21 protein-coding genes are annotated in these 22,976 nt (G+C 59.0%); 14 read left to right on the top strand and 7 right to left on the bottom strand.

All coding sequences use genetic code 11. From position 1 onward, the window contains the following. Positions 1 to 114 precede the first annotated feature (114 nt). Entirely contained in the window at positions 115 to 1,704 is a 1,590-nt protein-coding gene (locus tag AC0IYH_RS20415) for a hypothetical protein (RefSeq protein WP_471835935.1), read from the top strand. 32 nt (positions 1,705 to 1,736) lie between these two features. Then, positions 1,737 to 3,506, top strand: a complete 1,770-nt coding sequence (locus AC0IYH_RS20410; protein ID WP_471835934.1) for a hypothetical protein — start codon at positions 1,737 to 1,739, stop codon at positions 3,504 to 3,506. Positions 3,507 to 3,540: 34 nt separating this feature from the next. On the opposite strand, the gene AC0IYH_RS20405 is transcribed toward AC0IYH_RS20410, so the two are convergent. Together AC0IYH_RS20405 and AC0IYH_RS20400 are read right to left on the bottom strand one after the other, a co-directional pair. After that, entirely contained in the window at positions 3,541 to 3,861 is a 321-nt protein-coding gene (locus tag AC0IYH_RS20405; RefSeq protein ID WP_471835932.1) for a hypothetical protein, read from the bottom strand. 88 nt (positions 3,862 to 3,949) lie between these two features. Then, positions 3,950 to 4,258 (bottom strand): hypothetical protein, encoded by a 309-nt coding sequence (locus tag AC0IYH_RS20400; RefSeq protein WP_471835930.1) that lies wholly within the window; start codon positions 4,256 to 4,258, stop codon positions 3,950 to 3,952. Between the two features lie 183 nt (positions 4,259 to 4,441). Here AC0IYH_RS20400 and ppc point away from each other — a divergent pair, with 183 nt between their 5' ends. The 7 genes from ppc (at position 4,442) to AC0IYH_RS20365 (ending at position 11,660) form a co-directional block, all read left to right on the top strand. Then, a complete protein-coding gene (gene ppc / locus AC0IYH_RS20395; protein ID WP_471835929.1) occupies positions 4,442 to 7,087 on the top strand; it encodes a phosphoenolpyruvate carboxylase in 2,646 nt (881 codons plus the stop codon). A 282-nt stretch (positions 7,088 to 7,369) separates the two neighbouring features. Then, complete coding sequence (adk, locus tag AC0IYH_RS20390; protein ID WP_116628400.1) at positions 7,370 to 8,017, top strand: adenylate kinase; 648 nt, start codon at positions 7,370 to 7,372, stop codon at positions 8,015 to 8,017. A gap of 89 nt (positions 8,018 to 8,106) precedes the next feature. Then, on the top strand, positions 8,107 to 8,793 hold the full coding sequence (gene tsaB, locus AC0IYH_RS20385) for a tRNA (adenosine(37)-N6)-threonylcarbamoyltransferase complex dimerization subunit type 1 TsaB (protein WP_122774013.1): 687 nt from the start codon (positions 8,107 to 8,109) through the stop codon (positions 8,791 to 8,793). Between the two features lie 159 nt (positions 8,794 to 8,952). Next, positions 8,953 to 9,243, top strand: coding sequence for a hypothetical protein (locus AC0IYH_RS20380; protein WP_116628398.1), 291 nt, complete (start codon positions 8,953 to 8,955; stop codon positions 9,241 to 9,243). Further along, positions 9,243 to 10,103 carry a DUF72 domain-containing protein gene (locus AC0IYH_RS20375; protein WP_116628397.1) on the top strand — a complete coding sequence of 287 codons (861 nt, stop codon included), beginning with the start codon at positions 9,243 to 9,245 and terminating at the stop codon, positions 10,101 to 10,103. The genes AC0IYH_RS20380 and AC0IYH_RS20375 overlap by 1 nt, the downstream gene beginning before the upstream one ends. A 27-nt stretch (positions 10,104 to 10,130) precedes the next feature. Beyond that, entirely contained in the window at positions 10,131 to 10,958 is an 828-nt protein-coding gene (locus AC0IYH_RS20370) for an isocitrate lyase/PEP mutase family protein (protein WP_471835926.1), read from the top strand. Between the two features lie 3 nt (positions 10,959 to 10,961). Further along, complete coding sequence (locus tag AC0IYH_RS20365) at positions 10,962 to 11,660, top strand: extensin-like domain-containing protein (RefSeq protein WP_471835924.1); 699 nt, start codon at positions 10,962 to 10,964, stop codon at positions 11,658 to 11,660. A gap of 3 nt (positions 11,661 to 11,663) precedes the next feature. Here the strand turns inward: AC0IYH_RS20365 and AC0IYH_RS20360 are convergent, their stop codons facing one another. Beyond that, on the bottom strand, positions 11,664 to 12,284 hold the full coding sequence (locus AC0IYH_RS20360; protein ID WP_116628394.1) for an energy transducer TonB: 621 nt from the start codon (positions 12,282 to 12,284) through the stop codon (positions 11,664 to 11,666). Between the two features lie 96 nt (positions 12,285 to 12,380). Between AC0IYH_RS20360 and AC0IYH_RS20355 the strand changes: the two genes are divergently transcribed. Then, positions 12,381 to 13,163, top strand: coding sequence for a class I SAM-dependent methyltransferase (locus tag AC0IYH_RS20355; RefSeq protein WP_116628393.1), 783 nt, complete (start codon positions 12,381 to 12,383; stop codon positions 13,161 to 13,163). A gap of 3 nt (positions 13,164 to 13,166) precedes the next feature. Here AC0IYH_RS20355 and AC0IYH_RS20350 read toward each other — a convergent pair whose 3' ends face one another. After that, on the bottom strand, positions 13,167 to 13,802 hold the full coding sequence (locus AC0IYH_RS20350) for a TetR/AcrR family transcriptional regulator (protein WP_116628392.1): 636 nt from the start codon (positions 13,800 to 13,802) through the stop codon (positions 13,167 to 13,169). A 93-nt stretch (positions 13,803 to 13,895) separates the two neighbouring features. Between AC0IYH_RS20350 and AC0IYH_RS20345 the strand changes: the two genes are divergently transcribed. The 4 genes from AC0IYH_RS20345 (at position 13,896) to AC0IYH_RS20330 (ending at position 19,076) form a co-directional block, all read left to right on the top strand. Continuing rightward, complete coding sequence (locus AC0IYH_RS20345; protein ID WP_471835921.1) at positions 13,896 to 14,996, top strand: efflux RND transporter periplasmic adaptor subunit; 1,101 nt, start codon at positions 13,896 to 13,898, stop codon at positions 14,994 to 14,996. A 6-nt stretch (positions 14,997 to 15,002) separates the two neighbouring features. Continuing rightward, on the top strand, positions 15,003 to 18,068 hold the full coding sequence (locus AC0IYH_RS20340; RefSeq protein ID WP_122774003.1) for an efflux RND transporter permease subunit: 3,066 nt from the start codon (positions 15,003 to 15,005) through the stop codon (positions 18,066 to 18,068). A 2-nt stretch (positions 18,069 to 18,070) separates the two neighbouring features. Continuing rightward, positions 18,071 to 18,664: a LysE family translocator gene (locus AC0IYH_RS20335; protein ID WP_471835919.1), complete on the top strand. Its 594-nt coding sequence runs from the start codon at positions 18,071 to 18,073 to the stop codon at positions 18,662 to 18,664. 145 nt (positions 18,665 to 18,809) lie between these two features. After that, entirely contained in the window at positions 18,810 to 19,076 is a 267-nt protein-coding gene (locus tag AC0IYH_RS20330; RefSeq protein ID WP_163821455.1) for a hypothetical protein, read from the top strand. Positions 19,077 to 19,134: 58 nt separating this feature from the next. On the opposite strand, the gene AC0IYH_RS20325 is transcribed toward AC0IYH_RS20330, so the two are convergent. From AC0IYH_RS20325 to plsB, 3 genes are read right to left on the bottom strand one after another with little or no spacing between them, the layout of a single operon-like run. Next, positions 19,135 to 19,824 (bottom strand): DUF4197 domain-containing protein, encoded by a 690-nt coding sequence (locus AC0IYH_RS20325; RefSeq protein WP_116628388.1) that lies wholly within the window; start codon positions 19,822 to 19,824, stop codon positions 19,135 to 19,137. A gap of 27 nt (positions 19,825 to 19,851) precedes the next feature. Beyond that, positions 19,852 to 20,253: a YbaY family lipoprotein gene (locus AC0IYH_RS20320; RefSeq protein ID WP_471835917.1), complete on the bottom strand. Its 402-nt coding sequence runs from the start codon at positions 20,251 to 20,253 to the stop codon at positions 19,852 to 19,854. 51 nt (positions 20,254 to 20,304) lie between these two features. After that, a complete protein-coding gene (gene plsB / locus AC0IYH_RS20315) occupies positions 20,305 to 22,809 on the bottom strand; it encodes a glycerol-3-phosphate 1-O-acyltransferase PlsB (RefSeq protein ID WP_116628386.1) in 2,505 nt (834 codons plus the stop codon). Between the last annotated feature and the right edge of the window lie 167 nt (positions 22,810 to 22,976).

The following is a 22,976-nucleotide window of genomic DNA, read 5'->3' as shown; positions in this document are numbered from 1 at the left end:
CCCAGCGTTCGATGTTAAAACGCCTGTACAAGATTCCACCTACACGATTGCGAGTTACCAACGATGGCCCCACGGAAGACCAGAGCACCAAAGGTTGTTGATGAAGGGGCCAGCGTGAGCACCCGTGACGACTTCTCAGAAACGACCAAGTATGAGCTATGTGTGAGAGCGGCTAATCTCTGTTCGCGTTGTCGTGTCTTCACGATTGGCTCCACGGATGCAGGGGACAGGAAAAATAGCATTGGTGTCGCCGCACATATTTGTGCTGCTGCGAGCGGGCCGGGTGCGAAGCGGTGGGACGCAACCCAAACTAGAGCAGAAAGAAAACATTTCGATAACGGTATCTGGATGTGCTATTCGTGCTCCAAGCTGATTGACAATGAGGAAGTATTTCATACCGTAGCTCATTTGAAACAAATGAAGGCTGTTCATCAATCCTACGTTTCTTCGCTGGTTGGTGTGATTCCGATGGCACCATTTGAGGCTGAGAACAAAATTCGTGCGGGGATTCTTGAAGCAACTATTTCCCTAATTACGAAGTCAGGTAGTCCGGCAAATTTCGATGTCTCGGCGGTTGTTGAAGGCTATGAACAGTCAGTAAACAGTATCGATCCAAACTTTAAGGTTGTCGTCACTGCTACAAGCGGTTCTGTCGTGCATGAGCTGATTCCCATCACTGACCCTGCACCAGAAATTCAGATAGTTTTTAATGATGATGAAGCCAATGCTTCTGCTGATCAGGCATGGCAAAACATGACTGAAATGGGGGAGCCGGTTCATATACCTACTAAGGATTTCAAATTCGTAGGTTCCAAACTATTTGAACATCTTAATAAAGTCATCGTTGGCGGAACTCTTACGCTCACGCCGAGTAAGCGACGACTAGAAACCTGTATCTATTTTGTAAGTGATGAAGCTGAATTTGAACTGGCTGAAACTGAATCATTAATGGGGAAGGGGTCAAAACAATTCGCTATTGAAGGTTCTGCATTAAATGGATTCTTTACCTATCGTTATTTTATTCATGATCGCTACAAGGTAGACGCAACCTATACTTTCGACGTTGCTGGCTGGTTAGGGCAGTCGCTTGATAATTTACGGCATTATCACCGTATTAAAAGAGCCTATGACTTCGTTGTAAAATATCCAAAGTCTAGGATTTCAGTTGAAATAGTTCTTAACGGTGAACCTATGCGTCTCTGGGATGGGACGTATGGTGACTACACTGAGATATTTGATCGATTGAAAAAAATCGTAGAGGTCGCTGAGTGCTCTAGAATTATTGCCTCCAAAATTCCTAAGCAGCTCAGATTGAAAACCTTAGATTTGACGCTGCAGGATGAACGATACATCGAACTATACGCCCAGCTTTTCAAGGGTGATGTGATTCGCAAGCTTGATTATGGAGAGAAAATTTTCACTGCACGGATTGATGATAAAGAAAGCAAAGCTATTAAAGTTTTCTCTTCAGAAGAACAAGCTGAGGTTGTGATTGCGAAATCTCCCACGATTGATTTTTTTGGTAATATCATCCAGTTACCGAGGATGTCTAAAAAAGTTAGATGTTTCGATATTGTCTTTTTTTCAAGTATTAGAGAAGAAGACTGGCAGTCTCTGTGGTGTATAGGAAGAGCGAATCATTCTAGTGATTCGGTGATTTCCGTTGTTCCTGATGAGATTCCGCTGCTTTGCGATGATAGGTAGTCATAAATGAATAAGGTCAAGGGAGTGCGTTAATGTCCGTTAAAAAGGTCAAGTTAGCCCTTGTAGATTTCGTCAAAGGCGAAAAGGATAGGGCAATTGTTCTGAAAGGGGATTGGGGGACGGGTAAGACCCACCTTTGGAAACAAGTCGTGCTTGAAAGCCGGGATTCGTTCCATAAACGTAATTACTCTTACGTTTCTCTCTTTGGGCTGAATAGCCTGAAAGACTTGAAGAAATCAATCTATGAAAACAAGGTTTATCGGGAGCGTGCTCATATCGCTTCTGATGAAAGCTCGTTTGAAGAGAACCTTAAAGACATTTCAGGTCGATTCGCGGGGTGGATGCGTAAAGGTTCATCCCTGTTCAATGATGTATCAGCGATGGGAGTTAAAGGTATTGGCCCAATAGTCGAGAGTCTTCAGTTCCTCCGCGTTACTGATACGCTGGTCTGTCTCGATGATTTCGAGCGGAAAGGTTCAGGGCTACACGATAGAGAAGTATTAGGTCTAATCTCTCTGTTGATTGAAAGCAAAAACTGCCGCGTTGTAATGCTGCTCAACGATGGAACGCTAAAATCTGGCGATGATTTTTTCTCGTATCATGAGAAAGTCTTTGACTATGAGGTGACTTTCAATCCTTCTGTAGAAGAATCGGTGAAGCTCGTTTTTTCTACCAATAGTAAATTACATGAGATTCTTACAAAGAATGTCAGTAGGCTGGATATTAACAATATTCGGTTGCTCAAGAAGATTGATTATTTTGCTGGCCTTCTCAAAAAGACATTAGAGGGTGCTAACGATCATGTCATTGAGCAGGCTCTTCATGTTTTGCCGTTAGCAATTTTGTCTAAATATGGCGGTGATACTGCGAAGGTTGATCTCGATTTTATTCTGAATTATGGGGGAGGGTATATTGATACTGACCTTCCCGGCGATGAAGTGAATGAAGTCGAAGCCAAGCTGAAAAAATCTATCGAGGAAAAGACTAGTTACCTTGACGACTATGGCTTTACTCGGTGCGATGAATTTGATGTTGCTATCATTGATTTGGTGAAGAAGGGGTATGCTGACGAAGAATCTTTGAAGGAGGTTATCAAAGCTCTGGAAGCTAAAATCAAGCATGAGTCAGAAATCGCTTTGCTGCAGGATGCTTGGAATATCTATCATGCGTCTTTTCTTGATAATGACGATAAAGTATTTGAAGCTTTCGATTTGGCGATTGAAAAGTCTCTTGTCAACTTTGAAGTTAGTAATTTGGATGGTGTCGCTTGTGTTTACACTGAAGCCGGACGTGATGATAAAATCAAACCAGTTATTGACAAATACTTTGATACTATAATAGTTAATAAAAATATCCAGAAGAAGAGTGATTTGTTTCGTTGGCCGGAACACGACTACGTTCAGCAAAAACTTGACGAATACTTTGATGGTTTGGTAGTTGAGAAAAGCCTAGCTGAGCTTATTGAGCATGCCTACAAGGTGTCTGGATTTAATAGTACAGATGTCAGAAACAGTGCCGCAAAAAAAACCGAGGCTGAATATTATGATTATTTCAGCTCGCTTGATGATTACAATCTCACTCACTACGTCAGAATGTGTCTGAAATGTGGTCAGGTCAGTTCGCCTGAGCAACACATTCAGAATTCATACAGCGAAATTTTCGTTAAGACTTATCGTTGTCTGATGAAATTGTCTGAGGTTTCTCTGCTGAACAAGTCAAGAATGGGCAAATTCAAAGGTTACGAAAAATTATTTGCTCAGGCAGAGGAAGAATTGCGGCTTCAACAAGATCAAACTGAATAGCCCCTTGCGAGGCTAGTGTTTCGTCTCTAAGACCCTATCCCCGTAGGGTCTTTGAAATTGCTTGTTCAGCTTCGACGTAGGCGGGTGTCTTACCAGCGTCGGCAAAAATCTCTTCACCTTCTTCCACTCGGATCACCTTAGTCCCTTTGACGTAGGGCATGGCTGTTTCCGCTTCTTTTATAGCAGAGTGAATCAGACCTTCCGTGATGATGCTTTGATCTAGTCCATAGGCTTCCGCAAACGCCTTGATTTTCACTAGGTCTTGTTGGCGAATGGTCAGGGTGATTTCAACAAGCTTCGAGGTTTCGTGAGCTTTGTTTTCCCAGTTACTGAGCATCGTTTTGAAGGTGTCCATGGGGTATCTCCGGCGTGGCTACATGTGTCGTAAATCTAGGACTGTCTTTATCACTCATCGTTCTCTGAAATGATCGCGAAGCCATGTTCTACGCGGCTTTCAAGAGATATTGAGTTTTTCCTATTGCGTGCTCGCTTTCTTCGTACAGCGGGTCGCCCTCTTCGTCAGTGGCGATCACGTGCTGGCCCTTGATGTACGGGAAGCTGGCTTCCAGCTCTTCAAGGGCGGCGCCGATCAGCTCGCCGAGCAGCTCTTCGGTGTTGCGTTTGGGGTACATCTCGGCGATGGCCGCCAGCCTGGCGGCGGCCTCTACATCCAGATGAATCGCGTATTCGGTCGCTGTCAGGCGACCCTTGGCGTTTTCTTCCCAATGCTGGGCCAGTTCTCGAATTTTCATGGCAACCTCAATAAAACCCGCGGTCGCGGGCGGTGATGAGTGTCCAGCCGCCTGCGTGGATAAACGCGGCGACTAAGGTTGAGACTAGCTGCAACTCACAAGGTTTAAAGTCTTGTCATAAAACGATGCTGGCGGCACTCTGGCAGACCTTCGCGTCCCGGATTTCTGGCTGGAGATTGGCTGATGAGTGATATCGATGCACGCTTGCGTGAGGATGTTCACCTGCTGGGTGAGCTGTTGGGCAATACCATTCGAGAGCAGTACGGCGATGATTTTCTCGACAAGATCGAGCAGATCCGCAAAGGCGCCAAGGCCGACCGGCGTGGCGCCGACTCGGAAAAAGCCGCTGGCGATGAACTGAGCGCCAGCCTCAACCAGTTGCAGGAAGATGAACTGCTGCCGGTGGCCCGGGCGTTCAACCAGTTCCTCAACCTGGCGAATATCGCCGAGCAATACCAGCTGATTCACCGGCGCGACGAGTCGCAGCCGGCGCCGTTCGAGTCCCGCGTGTTGCCGGAGTTGCTCGCCCGCCTGCAAAGCGAAGGCCACAGCAATGAATCCCTGGCCCGCCAGCTGGGGCGCCTGGAGATCGAGCTGGTCCTCACCGCGCACCCCACCGAAGTGGCGCGCCGCACCCTGATCCAGAAATACGACGCGATCGCCGCGCAACTGGCGCTGCAGGATCACCGCGACCTCACCACCGCTGAGCGCGAGCAGATCCGCCAGCGCCTGCAACGGCTGATCGCCGAAGCCTGGCACACCGAAGAAATCCGCCGCACCCGGCCCACCCCGGTGGACGAAGCCAAATGGGGCTTTGCGGTGATCGAGCATTCGCTGTGGCACGCCATCCCCAATTACCTGCGCAAGGCCGACCAGGCCTTGCACGCCGCCACCGGCCTGCGCCTACCGCTGGAGGCGGCGCCGATTCGCTTCGCCTCCTGGATGGGCGGCGACCGCGACGGCAACCCCAACGTCACCGCGCCGGTCACCCGCGAGGTACTGTTGCTGGCACGCTGGATGGCCGCGGATCTGTACCTGCGCGATATCGATCACCTGGCTTCCGAGCTGTCGATGCAGCAGGCCAACAAGGCGTTGCAGGCCCAAGTGGGTGACAGCGTTGAACCCTACCGCGCACTGCTCAAGCAACTGCGCGAACGCCTGCGCGCCACGCGCCAGTGGGCCCACACCTCGTTGACCGCCAGCACCCCGGCGCCGGCGGCGGTGTTGCAGAACAACCGCGACCTGCTCGACCCGCTGGAGCTGTGCTACCAGTCGCTGCACGAATGCGGCATGGGCGTGATCGCCGATGGCCCGCTGCTCGATTGCCTGCGTCGCGCGGTGACCTTTGGCCTGTTCCTGGTGCGCCTGGATGTGCGTCAGGATTCCAGTCGCCATTCGGCGGCCATGACCGAAATCACCGACTACCTGGGCCTGGGTCGTTACGAAGAGTGGGACGAAGACGCGCGCATCAGCTTCCTGATGAAGGAACTCGCCAACCGTCGACCATTGCTGCCCGGCTATTTCAAGCCGTCGGCTGATACTGCCGAAGTGCTTAACACCTGTAAGGAAGTCGCCGCCGCCCCGGCAGCGTCGCTTGGCTCGTATGTCATTTCGATGGCCGGCGCCGCGTCGGACGTGCTCGCGGTGCAACTGCTGCTTAAAGAGTCGGGCGTGCAACGGCCGATGCGCGTGGTGCCGCTGTTCGAAACCCTGGCCGACCTGGATAACGCCGGCCCGGTCATTGAACAACTGCTGCTGTTGCCGGGTTATCGCACGCGGCTGCAGGGCCCGCAGGAAGTGATGATCGGCTATTCGGACTCGGCCAAGGACGCCGGCACCACCGCCGCCGCCTGGGCGCAGTACCGCGCGCAGGAGCGCTTGGTGGATATCTGCCGCGAGCAGCAAGTGGAGCTGCTGTTGTTCCACGGTCGTGGCGGCACCGTCGGGCGTGGCGGCGGCCCGGCCCACGCGGCGATCCTGTCGCAGCCACCGGGCTCGGTGGCGGGGCGTTTCCGTACCACCGAACAGGGCGAGATGATCCGCTTCAAGTTCGGCCTGCCGGACATCGCCGAACAGAACCTCAACCTTTACCTGGCCGCGGTGCTGGAGGCGACGCTGTTGCCGCCGCCACCGCCCGAGCCGGCCTGGCGCCATTTGATGGACGAATTGGCGGCAGATGGTGTCAGCGCTTACCGCGCCGTGGTGCGGGAAAATCCGCAGTTCGTCGAGTACTTCCGCCAATCCACGCCGGAGCAGGAACTGGGCCGCTTGCCTCTGGGCAGTCGTCCGGCCAAGCGCCGTGCGGGTGGTATCGAAAGTTTGCGCGCGATTCCGTGGATCTTCGGCTGGACCCAGACCCGCCTGATGCTGCCGGCCTGGCTGGGCTGGGAAGCCGCATTGAGCAAGGCGCTGGAACGCGGAGAAGGCGAACTGCTGGGGCAGATGCGCGAGCAATGGCCGTTCTTCCGTACGCGCATCGACATGCTGGAAATGGTGCTGGCCAAGGCCGATGCCGACATCGCCCGCCTGTATGACGAGCGCCTGGTGCAGCCGGACCTGTTGCCATTGGGCGCGCACTTACGCGACCTATTGTCGCAGGCATGCAGCGTGGTGCTTGGCCTGACCGGCCAGTCGCAGCTGCTGGCGCATAGCCCGGACACCCTGGAGTTCATTCGCCTGCGCAACACCTACCTCGACCCGTTGCACCGGTTGCAGGCCGAGTTGCTGGCGCGCTCGCGTCAACAGGACGCAGCACAGGGCAGCCCTCTGGAACAGGCGCTGCTGGTGTCCGTGGCCGGTATTGCCGCCGGTTTGCGCAACACCGGCTGAGATTTTTTGCGTGTTCTCAAAGGCTTGCAGTTAAACCACAGCGGCCGTCCCGAAACGGGCGGCCGCCGTTTGTACGGCCAGGTTGCACTCAGGCACACCCTACCTGTGACGTAAGCGCCGCGCGGGTTCCTGCGACTTTCGGCGGCTTGTGTGCGGGGGGCCTGCTGTGTATCTTGATCAGCCTTTGGCCGTTTGTGCGGCCTGAAAAGCCATATTTGTACGAGATTGGCCCCACGCGGCGAATCCGAGCGTCATCTCTATAAAAAATTGAGGAGCACATCGATGCGCGTCATTCTGCTGGGAGCTCCCGGGGCCGGTAAAGGTACTCAGGCAAAGTTCATCACTGAAAAATTCGGCATTCCACAAATCTCCACCGGTGACATGCTGCGCGCTGCGGTAAAAGCAGGCACCGAGCTGGGCGTTCAAGCCAAAAGCATCATGGATGCCGGTGGCCTGGTGTCCGATGACCTGATCATCGCCCTGGTCCAGGACCGTATTGCACAGCCTGACTGCGCCAACGGTTTCCTGTTCGACGGCTTCCCGCGCACCATTCCCCAGGCTGAAGCCCTGGTGACTGCCGGTGTTGAGCTGGATGCCGTGGTTGAAATCGCCGTTGAAGACGAAGAAATCGTTCAGCGTATTGCCGGCCGTCGTGTTCACGAAGGCTCGGGCCGCGTTTACCACGTGGTCTACAACCCGCCGAAGGTTGAAGGCAAGGACGATGTGACCGGTGAAGAACTGGTACAGCGTAAGGACGACACTGAAGAAACCGTGCGTCATCGCCTGTCGGTCTACCATTCGCAGACCAAGCCGCTGGTGGATTTCTACCAGAAGCTGTCCGCTGCACAGGGCAAGCCGAAGTACAGCCATATCCCTGGCGTTGGCTCGGTAGAAGCCATCACCGCCAAGGTGTTGCAGGCACTGAGCTGATCCAGCCCACTGCTTCACGCTAACGGCCCGCTTGCGGGCCGTTGTTGTTTATACTGGCGCACTTTTTTTCAACTTGGACACCCACACCGATGAGCACCCTGCTGGCCCTGGACACCGCGACTGAAGCTTGCTCCGTTGCCTTGCTGCACGATGGCAAGGTAACCAGCCACTACGAGGTGATCCCGCGCCTGCACGCGCAGAAGCTGTTGCCGATGATCAAGCAACTGCTGGAAGACGCCGGCACCACCCTGGCGGCCGTCGATGCCATCGCCTTCGGCCGCGGCCCGGGCGCGTTTACCGGCGTGCGTATCGCCATCGGCGTGGTCCAGGGCCTGGCCTTTGCGCTGGAGCGCCCGGTGCTGCCGGTGTCCAACCTGGCGGTGCTGGCCCAGCGCGCGCTGCGTGAACACGGCGCTACGCAAGTGGCGGCGGCGATTGATGCGCGCATGGATGAGGTGTACTGGGGTTGCTACCGCGAAACCGCCGGCGAAATGCGCTTGGTGGGTGTGGAGGCCGTGCAGCCACCGCAAGCATCGGCATTGCCTGCCGACGCCAGCGGTGACTGGTTCGGTGCTGGCACCGGCTGGGGTTACGGCGAGCGCATCGCCGTGCCGCTGGTGGGCCAGGATGCTGCAATGTTGCCCCACGCCGAAGACTTGTTGACCCTGGCACGCTTCGCGTTTGAACGTGGCGAGGCGATTCCTGCTGACGAGGCTGCGCCGGTATACCTGCGCGATAAAGTGGCGCAGACCAAGGCGGAACGCGGGATTATTTGACGGCAAAATAGTGGCAGTTGGCGGCAAAAGTCGCCAATCGTCAGAATTTGACCCTGTTTTTAAACCTTTTTCAAATTATGTGTTCTAGTTATCACCAGAGCATTTGCGCGCTAGGGATAGTGCTGCCAAAATGCCATTACTGATAGCGAGTTCGCGCCCATGCGTATTGATGGCTTTTCCTCACAGTCGTACCCAATCAAGCGCAAGCCGCGTAAGGCAAACGCCACGGTGGACGATTCCGTCGAGGATTCGCCGGACTTCATCGAAGTCCAAGCCGACGCGCAACACAATTCCCAAGCACGTATCAGCGGTCTTCCTGCACGTCAGCAAGACATGGTCTTCCCGCGCTCCATGAGCAAAAGCGTCGCCACCGCCCTGGCCAGCTACCTGACTACTGCCGGCTTTGTCGAATGGGATATGGAAGTGCTGGGCCTCGATATCCACATCTGATGCGTTTGCCTTACTTCATCGGCTGCCCGTCCTGGAGTGAAAACGCCTGGCGCGAGTACCTGTACCCCGCCGATGCGCGTTCCAGCGATTACCTCGCGCTCTATTCCCATGTCTTCAACGCCGTTGAAGGCAACACCACCTTTTATGCCCGACCCTCAGCCGCCACCGTGCAGCGCTGGGCTGAAATCATGCCCGAGGATTTTCGCTTCACGGCCAAATTCCCCGGGGATATCAGCCACGGCGGCGACCTGCGTGAGCAACTGCCGGCCGCAGAGAGCTTCGTGGGCTTGATGAGCCCATTGGGCGCGCGGGTTTCGCCGTTATGGCTGCAGCTCTCGGCGAATTTCTCACCGCAACGCCTGGGTGAGTTGGCCGGTTTTATCGATGGGCTGGAGCGGCCCCTGGCGGTGGAAGTGCGTCACCTGGAGTTCTTCGCCAAGGGCGATGCCGAGCGCAGGCTTAATCGTTTGTTGCGCGACCGTGGCGTCGAACGCATCTGCCTCGACTCGCGGCCCCTGTTCAGTTGCACCTCCACCTCGGCCGCCGTGCTGCATGCCCAATCGAAGAAACCCAAGGTGCCACCGCGCCCGGCCGCGTTGACTCTGTTTCCTCAGGTGCGATTCATCGGCCACCCGGAGCTGGAAGCCAACGACCCGTTCCTGATCCCGTGGGTGGAGAAAGTCGCCGGCTGGATCGAAGAGGGGCGCACGCCCTACGTGTTCCTGCACACCTCCGACAACCGCCTCGCCGCGCAACTGGCCCTGCGCTTTCACGCCAAGTTGATGGTGCGTCTGCCCGGTCTGCCGCCCTTGCCGACCCTGCATCGGGAGCCCGCAGTGGAGCAACTGGGGTTACTCTAGGGTTCCTTTCCCCGCCTGGAGTCAGTCATGGATGCCCAAACCCTTCGCGCCGAAACCTTCAAGGCCCTGCATGAGCGTGATCGCGCCTTCGTGATGCCCAACCCGTGGGACGCAGGCTCGGCGATCATGCTCGCCAGCCTCGGTTTCGAAGCCCTGGCTACCACCAGCGCGGGATACGCGTTCAGCCTGGGGCGCCCGGATGCGGAAGGGGCGTTGTCGCTGGAAGACACCTTGGCCAATGCGGGTTCGATTGTTCGAGCGACTGCATTGCCGGTGGCCGCTGACCTGGAAAACGGTTTCAGCGACACCCCCGAAGGCTGCGCCCAGACCATCCTGCGCGCTGCCGCCACGGGCATCGTCGGCGGCTCCATCGAAGATGCCACCGGCATTGCTGCCGACCCGATCTATCCCTTTGACCTCTCGGTTGAGCGCGTGGAAGCCGCCGTTGCCGCCGCGCGCAGCCTGCCATTTGCGTTCATGCTCACAGCCCGTGCGGAAAACCTCCTGCATGGCCGCCTGGATTTGCCCGACACCATCCGCCGCCTGCAGGCCTACGCTGAAGCCGGTGCCGACGTGCTCTACGCGCCGGCTTTGCGCAGTGCCGAGGAAGTGCTGGCGGTGGTCAAGGCAGTCGCACCCAAACCGGTGAATGTGTTGATGTCCGGCGGCTTGAACCTCAGCGTGGCGCAATTGAGCGCGATGGGCGTGCGGCGCATCAGCGTCGGCTCAGCCTTGGCCTTGGCGGCGTATGGCGAGTTCTACCGGGCGGCGCAGGAAGTGTATGAGTTGGGCACGTTTACCTTCACCGAACGCAAGATGCCGTTCAGCCAGGCCAACCAGTTCTTCAAGGTCTAAGCGGTGGGTTTTTTCAAAGTGATTGGGGTGTTGCTGGTGCTTGGCGGCGCGTTTGTCGTCGGGGTATGGCGCGGCTGGGTGCCGTTGCCGGCCGATTGGAACCCCTGGGCGCCGCTGGATGTGCGCGCCAGCCCGAACCTGTTGACGCGTTTCAAGCTCGGGCGTTTACAGGATGATCCGGCGCTGTGCGACCAGGTGCTGGAAACCTCTGGTTTGCGCGTCAGCCGTCAAGCGGACTCAGCGGCCGATGCCGCGTGCCCGTTGCGCAATGTGTTGCGCGTGCAGGGCGCGCAGGTAGGCTTGAGCAGCAGCTTTCTCGCCAGTTGCCCGCTGGCGGTCGCATTTGCCCTGTTCGAGCGCCACAGCTTGCAGCCTGCGGCCCAGGCGGTGTTTGGCCAAGCGGTGACGCGGGTCGAGCACTTGGGCAGCTTTGCGTGTCGCAATATCTACAACCGCGCCGAAGGGCGACTCAGCCAGCACGCCTCGGCGAACGCCTTGGATATCGCCGGCTTTCGCCTCGCGGACGGGCGTAGCATCAGTGTGCTCAAGGATTGGCCGGGGCAGGGCGATAAGGCGCGGTTCCTGCGTCAGGTGCGCGACGATGCCTGTGATGATTTCAACGTGGTGTTGAGCCCGGACTATAACGCCGCGCACCGCAACCATTTCCATCTGGACATGGGCCGCTGGTGGGTGTGTCGCTGAGGCTTACGCGGCGATGCGCAGGTTGTTGGCGATCAGTGGGCGTGCCCAGTAGTAGTCGAAGTCCAGGGCCTTTTGTTGTGCCACCAGTTCTTCGGCTGGGTACGGCGTAGCGGCGGGCGGCAGCAGGTCGAGTTCGAACTCGGCAATCGGCAAGTGCAGCGGGCGTGGTTGCGGCGCCGGGCCTGGCTCGGGTACTGGCTGGCCGGCGGTCAGCACGATGGGGCGAACCCAACCGCTTTCGAAATTCTGCTGGCGCTGTTGGGCAACGATTTCTTCCTCAGGGAACGGCGTGGCGGCCGGTGGCAGCAGCTCGGTCTCAAACTCGGCAATCGGCAGGAACAGCGGCTCAGGCGGGGCGATCTCGGTGTCTTTGACGTCGCATTCACGCTGGGTGAGGATCTGCGACAACAGGTCAGCGCCTTCGCTCGGCTCTACCGTCGGGTCTGCCGGCGCAGGCGCCTTGGCGGCGAGCGCGTCCGGCGTTTCGCCGAGCTGGTCGGCCAGCGCCCGGGCGAAGAAGTCCTGCCACACATGACTCACCCCGGCCAGCGCTTGAGTATTGCGCAGGCCGTAGTGGTTGTGGGTCGGCAGTACACCGATGGTTAGGGGGAGAATGTCTGACATTTTTCTCGGTCGACGCTCAGCTCTGGCAAAATACCTGACTATGATTTTTATCGGCCGCTGTTTGCCGATCCTTAATATTTTTGAGTGCAGTGATTGATGAGCGAACAACCCGCGGCCAGCCGCATCCAGGTCGAGGCCATGGCCGACAGTTTCAAGGCCCGCGCCGAGCAGTGGGCGGCACTGCTTGGCTTGCCTTTGCAGCTCGCGGATGCGGACTTTTCCCTGCAAGTTGGCGAGCATGGCTTACAGCTGCAGCAGCTTGGGCCTGACGCACCGGGGCCGGTGCGCGTGGATTTTGTCGAAGGCGGCGCGGCGCACCGGCGTTTGTATGGCGGCGGTAGCGGGCAGATGATCGCCAAGGCGGTGGGTGTGGCCCAAGGCGTGCGCCCGCGAGTGCTGGACGCCACGGCCGGCCTGGGCAAGGACGCATTTGTGCTGGCCAGCCTGGGCTGCGAGATGAGCCTGATCGAACGCCAGCCGCTGATCGGCGCCTTGCTGGAAGACGGCCTGGCGCGTGCGGCGGAGGATTTCGAAGTGGCGCCGATTGTGGCGCGCATGCAGTTGCTCAAGGGCAACTCCATCGACGTGATGCGCAATTGGGAGGGCGAGCCGCCGCAGGTGATCTACCTGGACCCGATGTTTCCTCATCGTGAGAAAACTGCCCTGGTGAAGAAGGAAATGCGCCTGTTCCGCCCCCTGGTGGGCGATGATCCGGACGCCCCGGCCTTGCTCGCCGCAGCATTGGCCCTGGCCAGCCACCGCGTGGTGGTCAAGCGCCCGCGCAAGGCACCGTGCATTGAAGGGCCCAAGCCGAGCCATGCGCTGGATGGTAAATCCAGCCGTTATGACATCTACCCCAAGAAGGCGCTCAAGCCCTGAGCATCAGGGTCGATAGGCCCGCATAAACAACCCCACCACCTCCTGCACATGCGCCTCGGCGGCTTCTTCACTCAGTTGCCCGCCGCAGCCATACAGCAGGCAGAAATTCGCCGTGCCCTTGAGCAGGCAGAAGAAGTGTTCCGCCGCCGTAAACGGTTTGTCGATGCTCAGCGCGCCGCTCTGGTCGATCTTGCACAGCAGGCGCTCCATGCCTTGCAGCATGCGCATCGGCCCGGCTTCGAAGAAGATCTGCGAGAGTTTCACGTCCTGGTTGCCGGTGGTCATCATCAAGCGATGCAGGTTGACCGACTCTTGGCTGTTGATCAGGCGATGGAACCCCCGCGCGATATTCAACAACACAGTCTCCACCGGCATGCCCGCAGGCAGCTCGAAATACATCACCGGTAACTGCTCTTCACACGTGGCCACCACGGCTGCGGTGAACAGGGTTTCCTTGTCGGTGAAGTGGCTATAGACGGTCAGTTTCGACACGCCGGCCTCCAGGGCCACGGCATCCATGCTGGTGCTGGCATAACCATTACTCAGAAACAGGACTTTGGCTGCTTCGAGGATAGCCTGGCGTTTTGCCATGTCCTTTGGACGCCCGGGGCTATTGGTGTTTACACGATTGTCGGACATTTTCACCTTTAATACTGGACTGGCGAGTTTGGTATTAATACCATAACGGCCAGTATAATTATTCCTAGCTACATTTGCGAAAGGTCCTACAGCATGCGCAGTTCGTTCCTGCCCCTTGCTTTGCCTGTCAGCCTGGTCTTTCTCTTGTCCGCTTGCGGTCATGAAGAAGCTGCGCAGATTACCATCCGCCCGGCCATGGTGGTGCAGCCACAACCGTCGGCGCAGGCGATGGACAGTTTCCCAGGCGAAGTAAGGGCGCGTTACGAGCCGGACCTGGCCTTTCGCATCGGTGGCAAAGTCAGCAAGCGTTTGGTGGAGGAAGGCGAGCGCGTCAAGGCCAACCAGCCGCTGGCGGAACTGGACCCCCAGGACGTGCGCCTGCAATTGGAAGCCACCCGCGCGCAGGTAGCCGCCGCCGCAGCCAACCTGAGCCTGGTGCGCGCCGAGCGCGATCGCTACAAGACCCTGATGGACCGTCAGATGGTCAGCCGTTCCCAGTACGACAATTCCGAAAACCTCTACCGATCGGGCGAAGCACGCCTGAAGCAGATCAAGGCCGAGTTCGACGTATCCAGCAATCAGGCCGGTTACGCCGTGCTGCGTGCGCCTCAGGACGGTGTGGTGGCCAAGCGTGCGGTGGAAGTCGGGCAGGTGGTGTCCGCTGGGCAAACCGTGTTCACCCTGGCCACCGATGGCGAACGTGAAGTGCTGATCAGCCTGCCGGAGCAAGGTTTTGGCCGCTTCAAGATCGGCCAGCCGGTCGCCGTCGAGTTGTGGAGCCAACCGGACCAGCGCTTCGCCGGGCGCATCCGTGAGCTGTCGCCGGCAGCCGACCCCAAGTCCCGCACCTTTGCCGCCCGCGTGGCCTTCACCGGCGGTAAAGTTCCGGCGGAGCTGGGCCAGAGCGCGCGCGTATTCATACAGGCCGCCGGCGTAATTGCGCTGTCGGTGCCGCTGTCTGCCCTCAGCGCGGAGAACGGCGCGTCCTACGTCTGGCGCGTGCAGCCGGACAACACCCTCAAACGCACCCCGGTGCGTGTCGGCGCCTTCGGCGAAAAGAGCGTGCCGGTGCTGGAAGGCCTGAACCCTACCGATTGGGTGATTGCCGCCGGTGTGCATGTGCTCCACGAGGGCCAGCAAGTGCGCCCGGTAGATCGCGCCAACCGTGTGGTGAATCTGGCGGCCAAGGAGTAGTCCCCGATGGGTTTCAATCTTTCCGAATGGGCGTTGCGTAATCGCCAGATCGTACTGTTCCTGATGATCCTGCTGGCAGTCGTCGGCACCTTGTCCTACACCAAGCTGGGGCAAAGCGAAGACCCGCCGTTCACGTTCAAGGCCATGGTCATCAAGACCAACTGGCCCGGGGCCACGGCCCAGGAAGTCTCGCGCCAGGTCACCGAGCGCATCGAGAAAAAACTCATGGAAACCGGCGAGTACGAGCGCATTGTCTCGTTCTCGCGGCCCGGTGAATCCCAGGTCACCTTTATGGCCCGCGATTCCATGCACTCGGCGCAGATTCCCGAGCTGTGGTACCAGGTGCGCAAGAAGATCAGCGACATCCGCCAGACCTTGCCGCCGGATATTCAGGGGCCGTTTTTCAATGATGAATTCGGCACCACCTTCGGCAACATCTACGCGCTGACCGGCGACGGCTTCGACTACGCAGTGCTCAAGGACTACGCCGACCGCATCCAAATTCAGCTGCAACGGGTGCCGGATGTGGGCAAGGTCGAGCTGCTTGGCCTACAGGACGAGAAGATCTGGATCGAGCTGTCCAACCTCAAGCTCGCCACCCTAGGCTTGCCGTTGGCTGCCGTGCAACAGGCGTTGCAGGAACAGAACGCGGTGTCCACCGCCGGCTTCTTTGAAACCCCGAGCGAACGTGTGCAACTGCGCGTGTCGGGTAACTTCAAGACGGTGGAAGAGATCCGCAACTTCCCGATTCGTGTGGGTGATCGCACCTTCCGTATTGGCGATGTCGCCGACATCCACCGCGGCTTCAACGACCCACCGGCGCCGCGCATGCGCTACATGGGCGCCGACGCCATCGGCCTGGCCGTGGCCATGCGCGACGGTGGCGACATCCTGGTGTTGGGCAAGGCGCTGGAAGGTGAATTCGCACGCCTGCAAAAGAACCTTCCGGCCGGCATGGAGTTGCGCAAGGTGTCGGACCAACCGGCAGCGGTGAAAACCAGCGTCGGCGAATTCGTCCAGGTGTTGGCGGAAGCCTTGGCAATTGTGTTGCTGGTGAGCTTCTTCTCCCTTGGCGTACGCACCGGCATGGTAGTGGCCCTGGCGATCCCGCTGGTGCTGGCGATGACCTTTGCCAGCATGTATTACCTCGGCATCGGCCTGCACAAGATTTCCCTCGGTGCGCTGGTACTGGCGCTGGGCTTGCTGGTGGATGACGCAATCATCGCCGTGGAAATGATGGCGATCAAAATGGAACAGGGTTACGACCGGCTTAAAGCTGCGAGTTTCGCCTGGACCAGCACCGCGTTCCCGATGCTCACCGGCACTTTGATTACGGCGGCGGGCTTCCTGCCGATTGCCACCGCGCAGTCGAGCACCGGTGAATACACCCGTTCGATCTTTCAGGTGGTGACCATCGCGTTGCTGGCCTCGTGGGTCGCGGCAGTGGTGTTTGTGCCTTACCTGGGGGAAAAACTCCTGCCGGACCTGGCGAAAATTCACGCAGCCAAACACGGCACCGATGGCCCGGATCCCTACGGCACGCCGTTCTACCAGCGTGTAAGACGTTTGGTGGAGTGGTGCGTGCGTCGGCGCAAAACCGTGATCGTGCTGACCCTGCTGCTGTTTATCGGTTCGGTCGCGCTGTTCCGCTTTGTGCCCCAGCAGTTCTTCCCGGCTTCCGGCCGCCTGGAGCTGATGGTGGACCTGAAGCTGGCCGAAGGCGTGTCCTTGAGCAACACGGCCGATCAGGTCAAACGCCTGGAAGCCTTGCTCAAGGAGCACGCCGGCATCGACAACTATGTGGCCTACGTCGGCACTGGTTCGCCGCGCTTCTACCTGCCGCTGGACCAGCAACTGCCGGCCGCCAGCTTCGCGCAATTTGTGGTGCTGGCCAAAACCATCGAGGAGCGCGAAAACCTGCGCACCTGGCTGATCGAAACCCTCAACGAACAATTCCCCGACTTGCGTTCACGGGTCACGCGCCTGGAGAACGGCCCGCCCGTGGGCTACCCGGTGCAGTTCCGCGTCACCGGCGAGCACATCGAAGAAGTCCGCGCCCTGGCGCGGAAAGTGGCGGCCAAGGTTCGCGAAAATACCCACGTGGTCAACGTGCACCTGGACTGGGAAGAACCGAGCAAAGTCGTGTACCTGAATATCGACCAGGACCGCGCCCGCGCCCTCGGCGTCAGCACCGCCAACCTGTCGAAATTCCTGCAAAGCTCCCTCACCGGCTCCAGCGTCAGCCAGTACCGGGAGGACAACGAGTTGATCGAAATCCTCCTGCGCGGCACCGTGCATGAACGCACCGAGTTGTCGCTGCTGCCAAGCCTGGCAGTGCCGACCGACAACGGCAAAAGTGTGGCGCTGTCGCAAATCGCCACCCTGGAGTATGGGTTCGAAGAAGGCATTATCTGGCACCGCAACCGCCTGCCGACCGTGACCGTGCGTGCCGACATCTACGGCAAGGAACAGCCGGCGACGCTGGTGCAGCAGATCCTGCCGACGCTCGAAGGCGTGCGCGCAGAGTTGCCGGATGGCTACCTGCTGGACGTCGGCGGCACGGTTGAGGACTCCGCCCGTGGGCAGAACTCGGTGAAGGCCGGTGTGCCGCTGTTTATCGTGGTAGTGCTGACTTTGCTGATGCTGCAGCTACGCAGCTTCTCACGCACGGCGATGGTGTTTCTGACCGCGCCGCTGGGGCTGATTGGCGTGACGCTGTTCCTGCTGGTGTTCCGCCAGCCCTTCGGCTTCGTGGCGATGCTGGGCACCATCGCGTTGTCGGGCATGATCATGCGTAACTCGGTGATCCTGGTGGACCAGATCGAGCAAGACATCAAGGCCGGCCTGGCGCCGTGGCAGGCGATTATCGAAGCCACCGTCCGACGCTTCCGGCCGATTGTGCTGACAGCGCTGGCGGCGGTTCTGGCAATGATCCCGCTGTCGCGCAGTGTGTTCTTCGGCCCGATGGCGGTGGCGATCATGGGCGGGTTGATTGTGGCGACGGCATTGACCCTATTGTTCCTGCCGGCCCTGTATGCTGCGTGGTTCCGAGTGAGGAAGGACGTCGCGTAACCATGTTGGCCACCGTTTCAGCCCTGATGTTGTTGCTGCTTGCCCCCGGCCCGACCAACACCCTGCTATTGCGCGCAGGTGTGTTGTTCGGGTTCCGGGCGTCATGGCAGCTGGCGTTTGTCGAATGCCTCGCGTACCTGCTGCAAGTGTCGGTGTGGGGCGTGGCCTTGCTGTACCTGGCGGCCTATTCGCCGTGGGCGTTGAAGGCCATCCAATTGGTGGCCGCCTGCTACCTGTTGCATGTCTCGTTCAAGCTGTGGCGGCGAAAAAACAGTGATGTCCATACGGCCGGGGATCGTTTCTCCGGCCTGTATTTTTTCTGGCTCACGGTGATGAACCCCAAGGGTTTGCTGATCGTTTCGTTTATCGCACCGCTCAACACGTTTGCCTCGCTGCAGGGCTATGCCACGTTCATGGCCATCCTGGCGACGGTGGTGATACCGGTGGGGTCTGCCTGGATCTGGCTGGGCAGCCGTTTCGAAGGGTTCCAGAAGGCGTGGCTCACGCCGTTGAAGATCAACCGGGCCACCTCCGTGGCGATCTGCTGTTTTGCCACGCTGATGATGGGCCGGCTGGCAGACTCGGTGATTCATTGATTTACATGCCGATGCAACCCGGCTGCGGGGCAGGTGGAACGTTCGGGTTTTTCACTCCACTCAGATTTGCCTGATGGACAGGCACAGGTCCTGGCGCCCTCAGTGGGCGTCCGGGGCCAATTTCAATGAGTAACCGGAGTGTCATATGTCTTTTTTCAACACGATTATTGCTTTTAAAGGCGCGCTGCTGGGGGCCTTGCTGGGCAATCATTTAACTCGCGATGAGTCTGCGTCCAGGCACCCCCAGGGGCCGGCGCATGCAAGCCACTGTCATCGCCCTCACGTAACCGAGCCGGATATTGGCCATACGCCTGTTGCCACGCCGTCATACGGTAAGCCGCACGTTCATGTGGTCGATGAGTATCAGCAGCCCTGCCGACCGTCGATTCCGCTGTTTTCGCTGAGTCGTTAAGAGGCTTGGCCTGAGGCAGCTGTGCCCAGAGTCGACCTGGGCACAGTGAGGGAGGGGGTTACAGCGCGCCAAACACCTTCTTGGCCAGGCTGGTGGCTGCCGCCGCCGGGTTCTTGCGAATGGTTTCTTCCTGCTGCGCGATCATTTTGAACAGGCCGTCCAGCGCTTGTTCGGTCACGTAGTTTTCGACGTTGGCGCTCTTGGCGTCCACTGCGCCAAACGCCGCAGCCTTGCCGGCCAGGGCGTTGTACTGCTGGGCCACGCCGACCTTGTCGGTAGCGGCCTTGACGATCGGCAGGAACTTGGCGCGGATCTCTTCGCGGCTGCTTTTGTTCAGGTATTGCGTCGCCGAGTCCTGGCCACCGCTGAGGATGCCCTTGGCGTCGGTCACACTCATGTTCTTCACCGCGTTGACCAGGATCGGTTGGGCCTGGGTCACGGCGGTTTCAGCGGCCTTGTTCATGCTGGTTTCCAGCTGGGTGACCTGGTCGCCCATGCCGAACATTTTCAGCTTGTCGGCGACTTTGCCGAGCTTGCCCGGCAGGCCGATCTTCACTTCAGGGTTGTTGCTGAAACCACCGGGTACGCCCAGTTGTTTCACGGCGATTTGCGCGCCTTGGGTCAGGGCGTCCTTGAGGCCGCCGCTGGCGTCGCCCTGGGACAGGCTGCCAAGGTCCAGCGCCATGGCGTTGGCACCGAGCAGCAGGCCGGCACACAGGGCAGTAAAGCGAAGGGAGTTACGGAGCATGGGCGCTTCCTTAGGGTCTGGAAAATATCAGTGTGCAACGGCATCGACGCGCAGGCGCAATGGCTGTGGGTCCTGGCCATTGAGCTGCACGGTGTGCCGTTCGGTGGTGATAAACAGTAGCTTGCCATCCAGTTCGATGCGAGCGCTCACCGAATAACGGTGGCCTGGCTTGACCTGGGCCGGGTCGTAGCTCAGGTGAAACGGCAGTGGCACCTGGCCTTTGACCGGGCCTTTCTGCTCGGCAAGGGTCACGGCCGGTGCGTCCATCAGCGAGACGTCCTGCAGGCTCACGCTCAAGGTGGCGGTGGGCGGCAGGGCGATGCGTTGCAGGTAGAACACTTCGCCGTCGAGGCTGGCCTTGGGGGCGGGGCTCATGGATTGGCAGGCTCCGAGCAGGGCGGTGAGGCCCAGGAGGATGATCTTTTTCATGGTACAGCTCCTTGTCAACGGCGCCGGAAACCGCCCGGCGCCTGATTCAATCTAGCGGCTTTCTTCAGGTCCAGCCGGTGCTTCTGCTGCACCGTCCACGCGGTGCAAGGCCACCTGGCGGATCGACAAGCGAATCTCCGCCGGCAACACGCGCTTGGCCGCGCCTTCGGCCAACTCGCCCAACAGGTCGTGGTAGCTCAACTTGCCGGCCTCGTCGCGGCGCAGCACATCTTGTTCCAGCAACGTCTGGATAAAATGTCGGAAAAGGCTCTTGTCGAAGAACTCCGGTGCGTTGAGGCCATGCAGGATCGACAGGCGCTGGGCCATGATCGTGCACAGGTCTTCCAACTCTTCGGCGCTGATGCTGTTCTGGCCGCTGTTGAGCAGCAGCGAGATCGCCATGTAGAAGCGTTGCAGGGTCTGGGCGATGCTCTTGGACAGCAGCGTCAGCAGCACAAAGTGCCGCGAACTCGGGGCCGGGCGCAGGTACACGTTGTTCTCGAAGCGCAGCAGGCCCTGCTCGACAAATGCCTCCAGCCACTGGTCGATGACCGGGTCCAGCTCCTCCAGCGACCAGCGGATAAACAGCTCCGATTGCAGGTACGGATACAGCGCGTGGGTGTAGCGCAGGATCTGTTCGCGGCTCATGCGCGAGCTGCTCTGGAAGAAACTCGCGAGCAGCGCCGGCAGGGCGAAGATGTGCAGCACGTTGTTGCGGTAGTAGGTCATCAGGACCGCGTGTTGCTCGTCCAGATACAGGATCTTGCCGAGGGCATCGCTCTGCTCCGAGAGCAGGTCCATGTCCTTGACGTGCTTGATCAGCGCCAGGCCGTCGCCTTCCGGCAAGGTGGTGTGCGGCGAGTACGGCACGCGGCGCAGCAGCGCCAGGTACAAGTCGAGCTGACGGGCCATGGCTTGTTCGTCGAGGGCCAGGCGGGTGGTCGACAGCAACGCCAGCGCCACCAGGTTCACCGGGTTGACCGCCGCCGCTTCGTTCAAGTGGCGCGCCACCTGTTCGCCGAGGCGGTTGGTGGTTTCGTTGAGCCACGCCGGTTTGTAGTTGGGCCCCAGCTCCTGGGTGCGCCAGTCGGGTTGTTCGCTGTCGAGGAATTCGGCCAGTTTGATCGGCTCGCCAAAGTTGACCGCGACCTGGCCAAAACGCTGCTTGAGCGCGCCGACCACTTTGAAAATATCGAAGATCGATTCTTTCTTCTTGCTCGCGCCACGCAGTTCGCCGAGGTAGGTGCGGCCTTCAAGCACGCGCTCATAGCCGATATACACCGGCACAAACACGATCGGCATGCGCGAAGAGCGCAAGAAGCTGCGCAGGGTGATCGCCAGCATCCCGGTCTTCGGCTGCAGCATGCGCCCGGTGCGCGAGCGGCCGCCTTCGACGAAGTACTCCACCGGGAAACCCTTGGTGAACAGGGTGTGCAGGTATTCGTTGAACACCGAGGTGTACAGCGGGTTGCCCTTGAAGGTGCGGCGCATGAAAAACGCACCGCCACGGCGCAGCAGGCTGCCGATCACCGGCATGTTCAGGTTGATGCCGGCGGCGATGTGCGGCGGGGTCAGGCCATTCTTGAACAGCAGGTACGACAGCAGCAGGTAGTCGATATGGCTGCGGTGGCAGGGCACGTAGATCACCTCGTAACCCTGGGCAACCTTTTGCACACCCTCGATGTTGTTGACCTTGATGCCGTCGTAGATCTTGTTCCAGAACCAGCTCAACACCACTTCCAGAAAGCGGATGGCGGTGTAGGTGTAGTCCGAGGCGATCTCGTTGCCGTAGCGCAGGGCCTGGGCCTTGGCTTTTTCCGGGCTGATCTTTTCGCGCTCGGCTTCGTCCAGGATAGCCTGGCGCACCAGCGGCATATTCACCAGGCCTTTGACCAGGTTGCGCCGGTGCGACAGGTCGGGGCCGATGACTGCGGTTTTCAGGTTACGAAAGTGCACACGCAAGATGCGTTGGGCCATGCGTACGGTGCGTTCGTGGCCTTTATTGTGCTCGATCAATTCACGCAGGTTGATGGGCGCGGAGAATTGCACGCGGGTCTTGCGCCCCAGGATCAGGATGCTCAGCAAGCGGCGCAGACGCCCGGTGACCGCCCAGCTGTCGGCAAACAGCAGTTTCCATGGGCTGGATTCGCTCGCCGGGGTTTGCCCCCAGAACACGCTGACCGGAATGATTTGTGCATTCTCTTCGGCGTGTTCGGTGAGGGTGTTGACCAGGCGGGTCAGGGTCGGCGGCGCGCCGCGCTTGTCTTGGCGGCCGAGCCAGTCGGGCTCGGGCGTGAGGTAGAAGAACGCCGCCGGTTCCATCAGCGGGCCCACCGATACCGGCAGCACCGGGCGCGGCAGGCCGGCCTTGGTGCACTCGGCATCGACCACGGCCAATTCGGTGAGGGAGGGCGATTGCAGGACGTAGAACACCGGCCGGCTGCGGTCCAGGTTAAGGGTGAGGGACGACTGGTTGATCGTCTCCGAGCGAACCCAGAGGTACAACAGTCGGCGCAAGGTGCCAAACACCAGACGGCGGAACGGGGAGCGGGTCATAGGCGAGCTGCTTCAAGTGGAAAAAACCGAGCAGGCGCTCGGGCGGGTAGTGTGCCGTATTCGCCGAAAATCGGCAAAAAAGCAGCGATGTAAACTTGAGTTGATCGTTTTTGAGCCTGTCATATACTCGGCAGTTCAATGCGACCAGCTCAACAATAAAAATGCAT

The organism is Pseudomonas sp. AC463 (assembly GCF_979253585.1).
Note: the sequence above shows the minus strand (reverse complement) of the source record. Positions and strands in the feature narration are given on the sequence as shown.

Excerpts from the sequence above, each read along its gene's own strand:
- AC0IYH_RS20345 (WP_471835921.1), top strand. The coding sequence starts at position 13,896 with ATGCGCAGTTCGTTCCTGCCCCTTGCTTTGCCTGTCAGCCTGGTCTTT.
- AC0IYH_RS20410 (WP_471835934.1), top strand. The coding sequence starts at position 1,737 with ATGTCCGTTAAAAAGGTCAAGTTAGCCCTTGTAGATTTCGTCAAAGGC.
- ppc (WP_471835929.1), top strand. The coding sequence starts at position 4,442 with ATGAGTGATATCGATGCACGCTTGCGTGAGGATGTTCACCTGCTGGGT.
- AC0IYH_RS20360 (WP_116628394.1), bottom strand. The coding sequence starts at position 12,284 with ATGTCAGACATTCTCCCCCTAACCATCGGTGTACTGCCGACCCACAAC.
- AC0IYH_RS20340 (WP_122774003.1), top strand. The coding sequence starts at position 15,003 with ATGGGTTTCAATCTTTCCGAATGGGCGTTGCGTAATCGCCAGATCGTA.
- AC0IYH_RS20375 (WP_116628397.1), top strand. The coding sequence starts at position 9,243 with ATGCGTTTGCCTTACTTCATCGGCTGCCCGTCCTGGAGTGAAAACGCC.
- AC0IYH_RS20350 (WP_116628392.1), bottom strand. The coding sequence starts at position 13,802 with ATGTCCGACAATCGTGTAAACACCAATAGCCCCGGGCGTCCAAAGGAC.
- tsaB (WP_122774013.1), top strand. The coding sequence starts at position 8,107 with ATGAGCACCCTGCTGGCCCTGGACACCGCGACTGAAGCTTGCTCCGTT.
- AC0IYH_RS20320 (WP_471835917.1), bottom strand. The coding sequence starts at position 20,253 with ATGAAAAAGATCATCCTCCTGGGCCTCACCGCCCTGCTCGGAGCCTGC.
- AC0IYH_RS20370 (WP_471835926.1), top strand. The coding sequence starts at position 10,131 with ATGGATGCCCAAACCCTTCGCGCCGAAACCTTCAAGGCCCTGCATGAG.
- AC0IYH_RS20400 (WP_471835930.1), bottom strand. The coding sequence starts at position 4,258 with ATGAAAATTCGAGAACTGGCCCAGCATTGGGAAGAAAACGCCAAGGGT.
- AC0IYH_RS20355 (WP_116628393.1), top strand. The coding sequence starts at position 12,381 with ATGAGCGAACAACCCGCGGCCAGCCGCATCCAGGTCGAGGCCATGGCC.
- AC0IYH_RS20330 (WP_163821455.1), top strand. The coding sequence starts at position 18,810 with ATGTCTTTTTTCAACACGATTATTGCTTTTAAAGGCGCGCTGCTGGGG.
- plsB (WP_116628386.1), bottom strand. The coding sequence starts at position 22,809 with ATGACCCGCTCCCCGTTCCGCCGTCTGGTGTTTGGCACCTTGCGCCGA.
- AC0IYH_RS20405 (WP_471835932.1), bottom strand. The coding sequence starts at position 3,861 with ATGGACACCTTCAAAACGATGCTCAGTAACTGGGAAAACAAAGCTCAC.
- AC0IYH_RS20335 (WP_471835919.1), top strand. The coding sequence starts at position 18,071 with ATGTTGGCCACCGTTTCAGCCCTGATGTTGTTGCTGCTTGCCCCCGGC.
- AC0IYH_RS20325 (WP_116628388.1), bottom strand. The coding sequence starts at position 19,824 with ATGCTCCGTAACTCCCTTCGCTTTACTGCCCTGTGTGCCGGCCTGCTG.
- AC0IYH_RS20380 (WP_116628398.1), top strand. The coding sequence starts at position 8,953 with ATGCGTATTGATGGCTTTTCCTCACAGTCGTACCCAATCAAGCGCAAG.
- adk (WP_116628400.1), top strand. The coding sequence starts at position 7,370 with ATGCGCGTCATTCTGCTGGGAGCTCCCGGGGCCGGTAAAGGTACTCAG.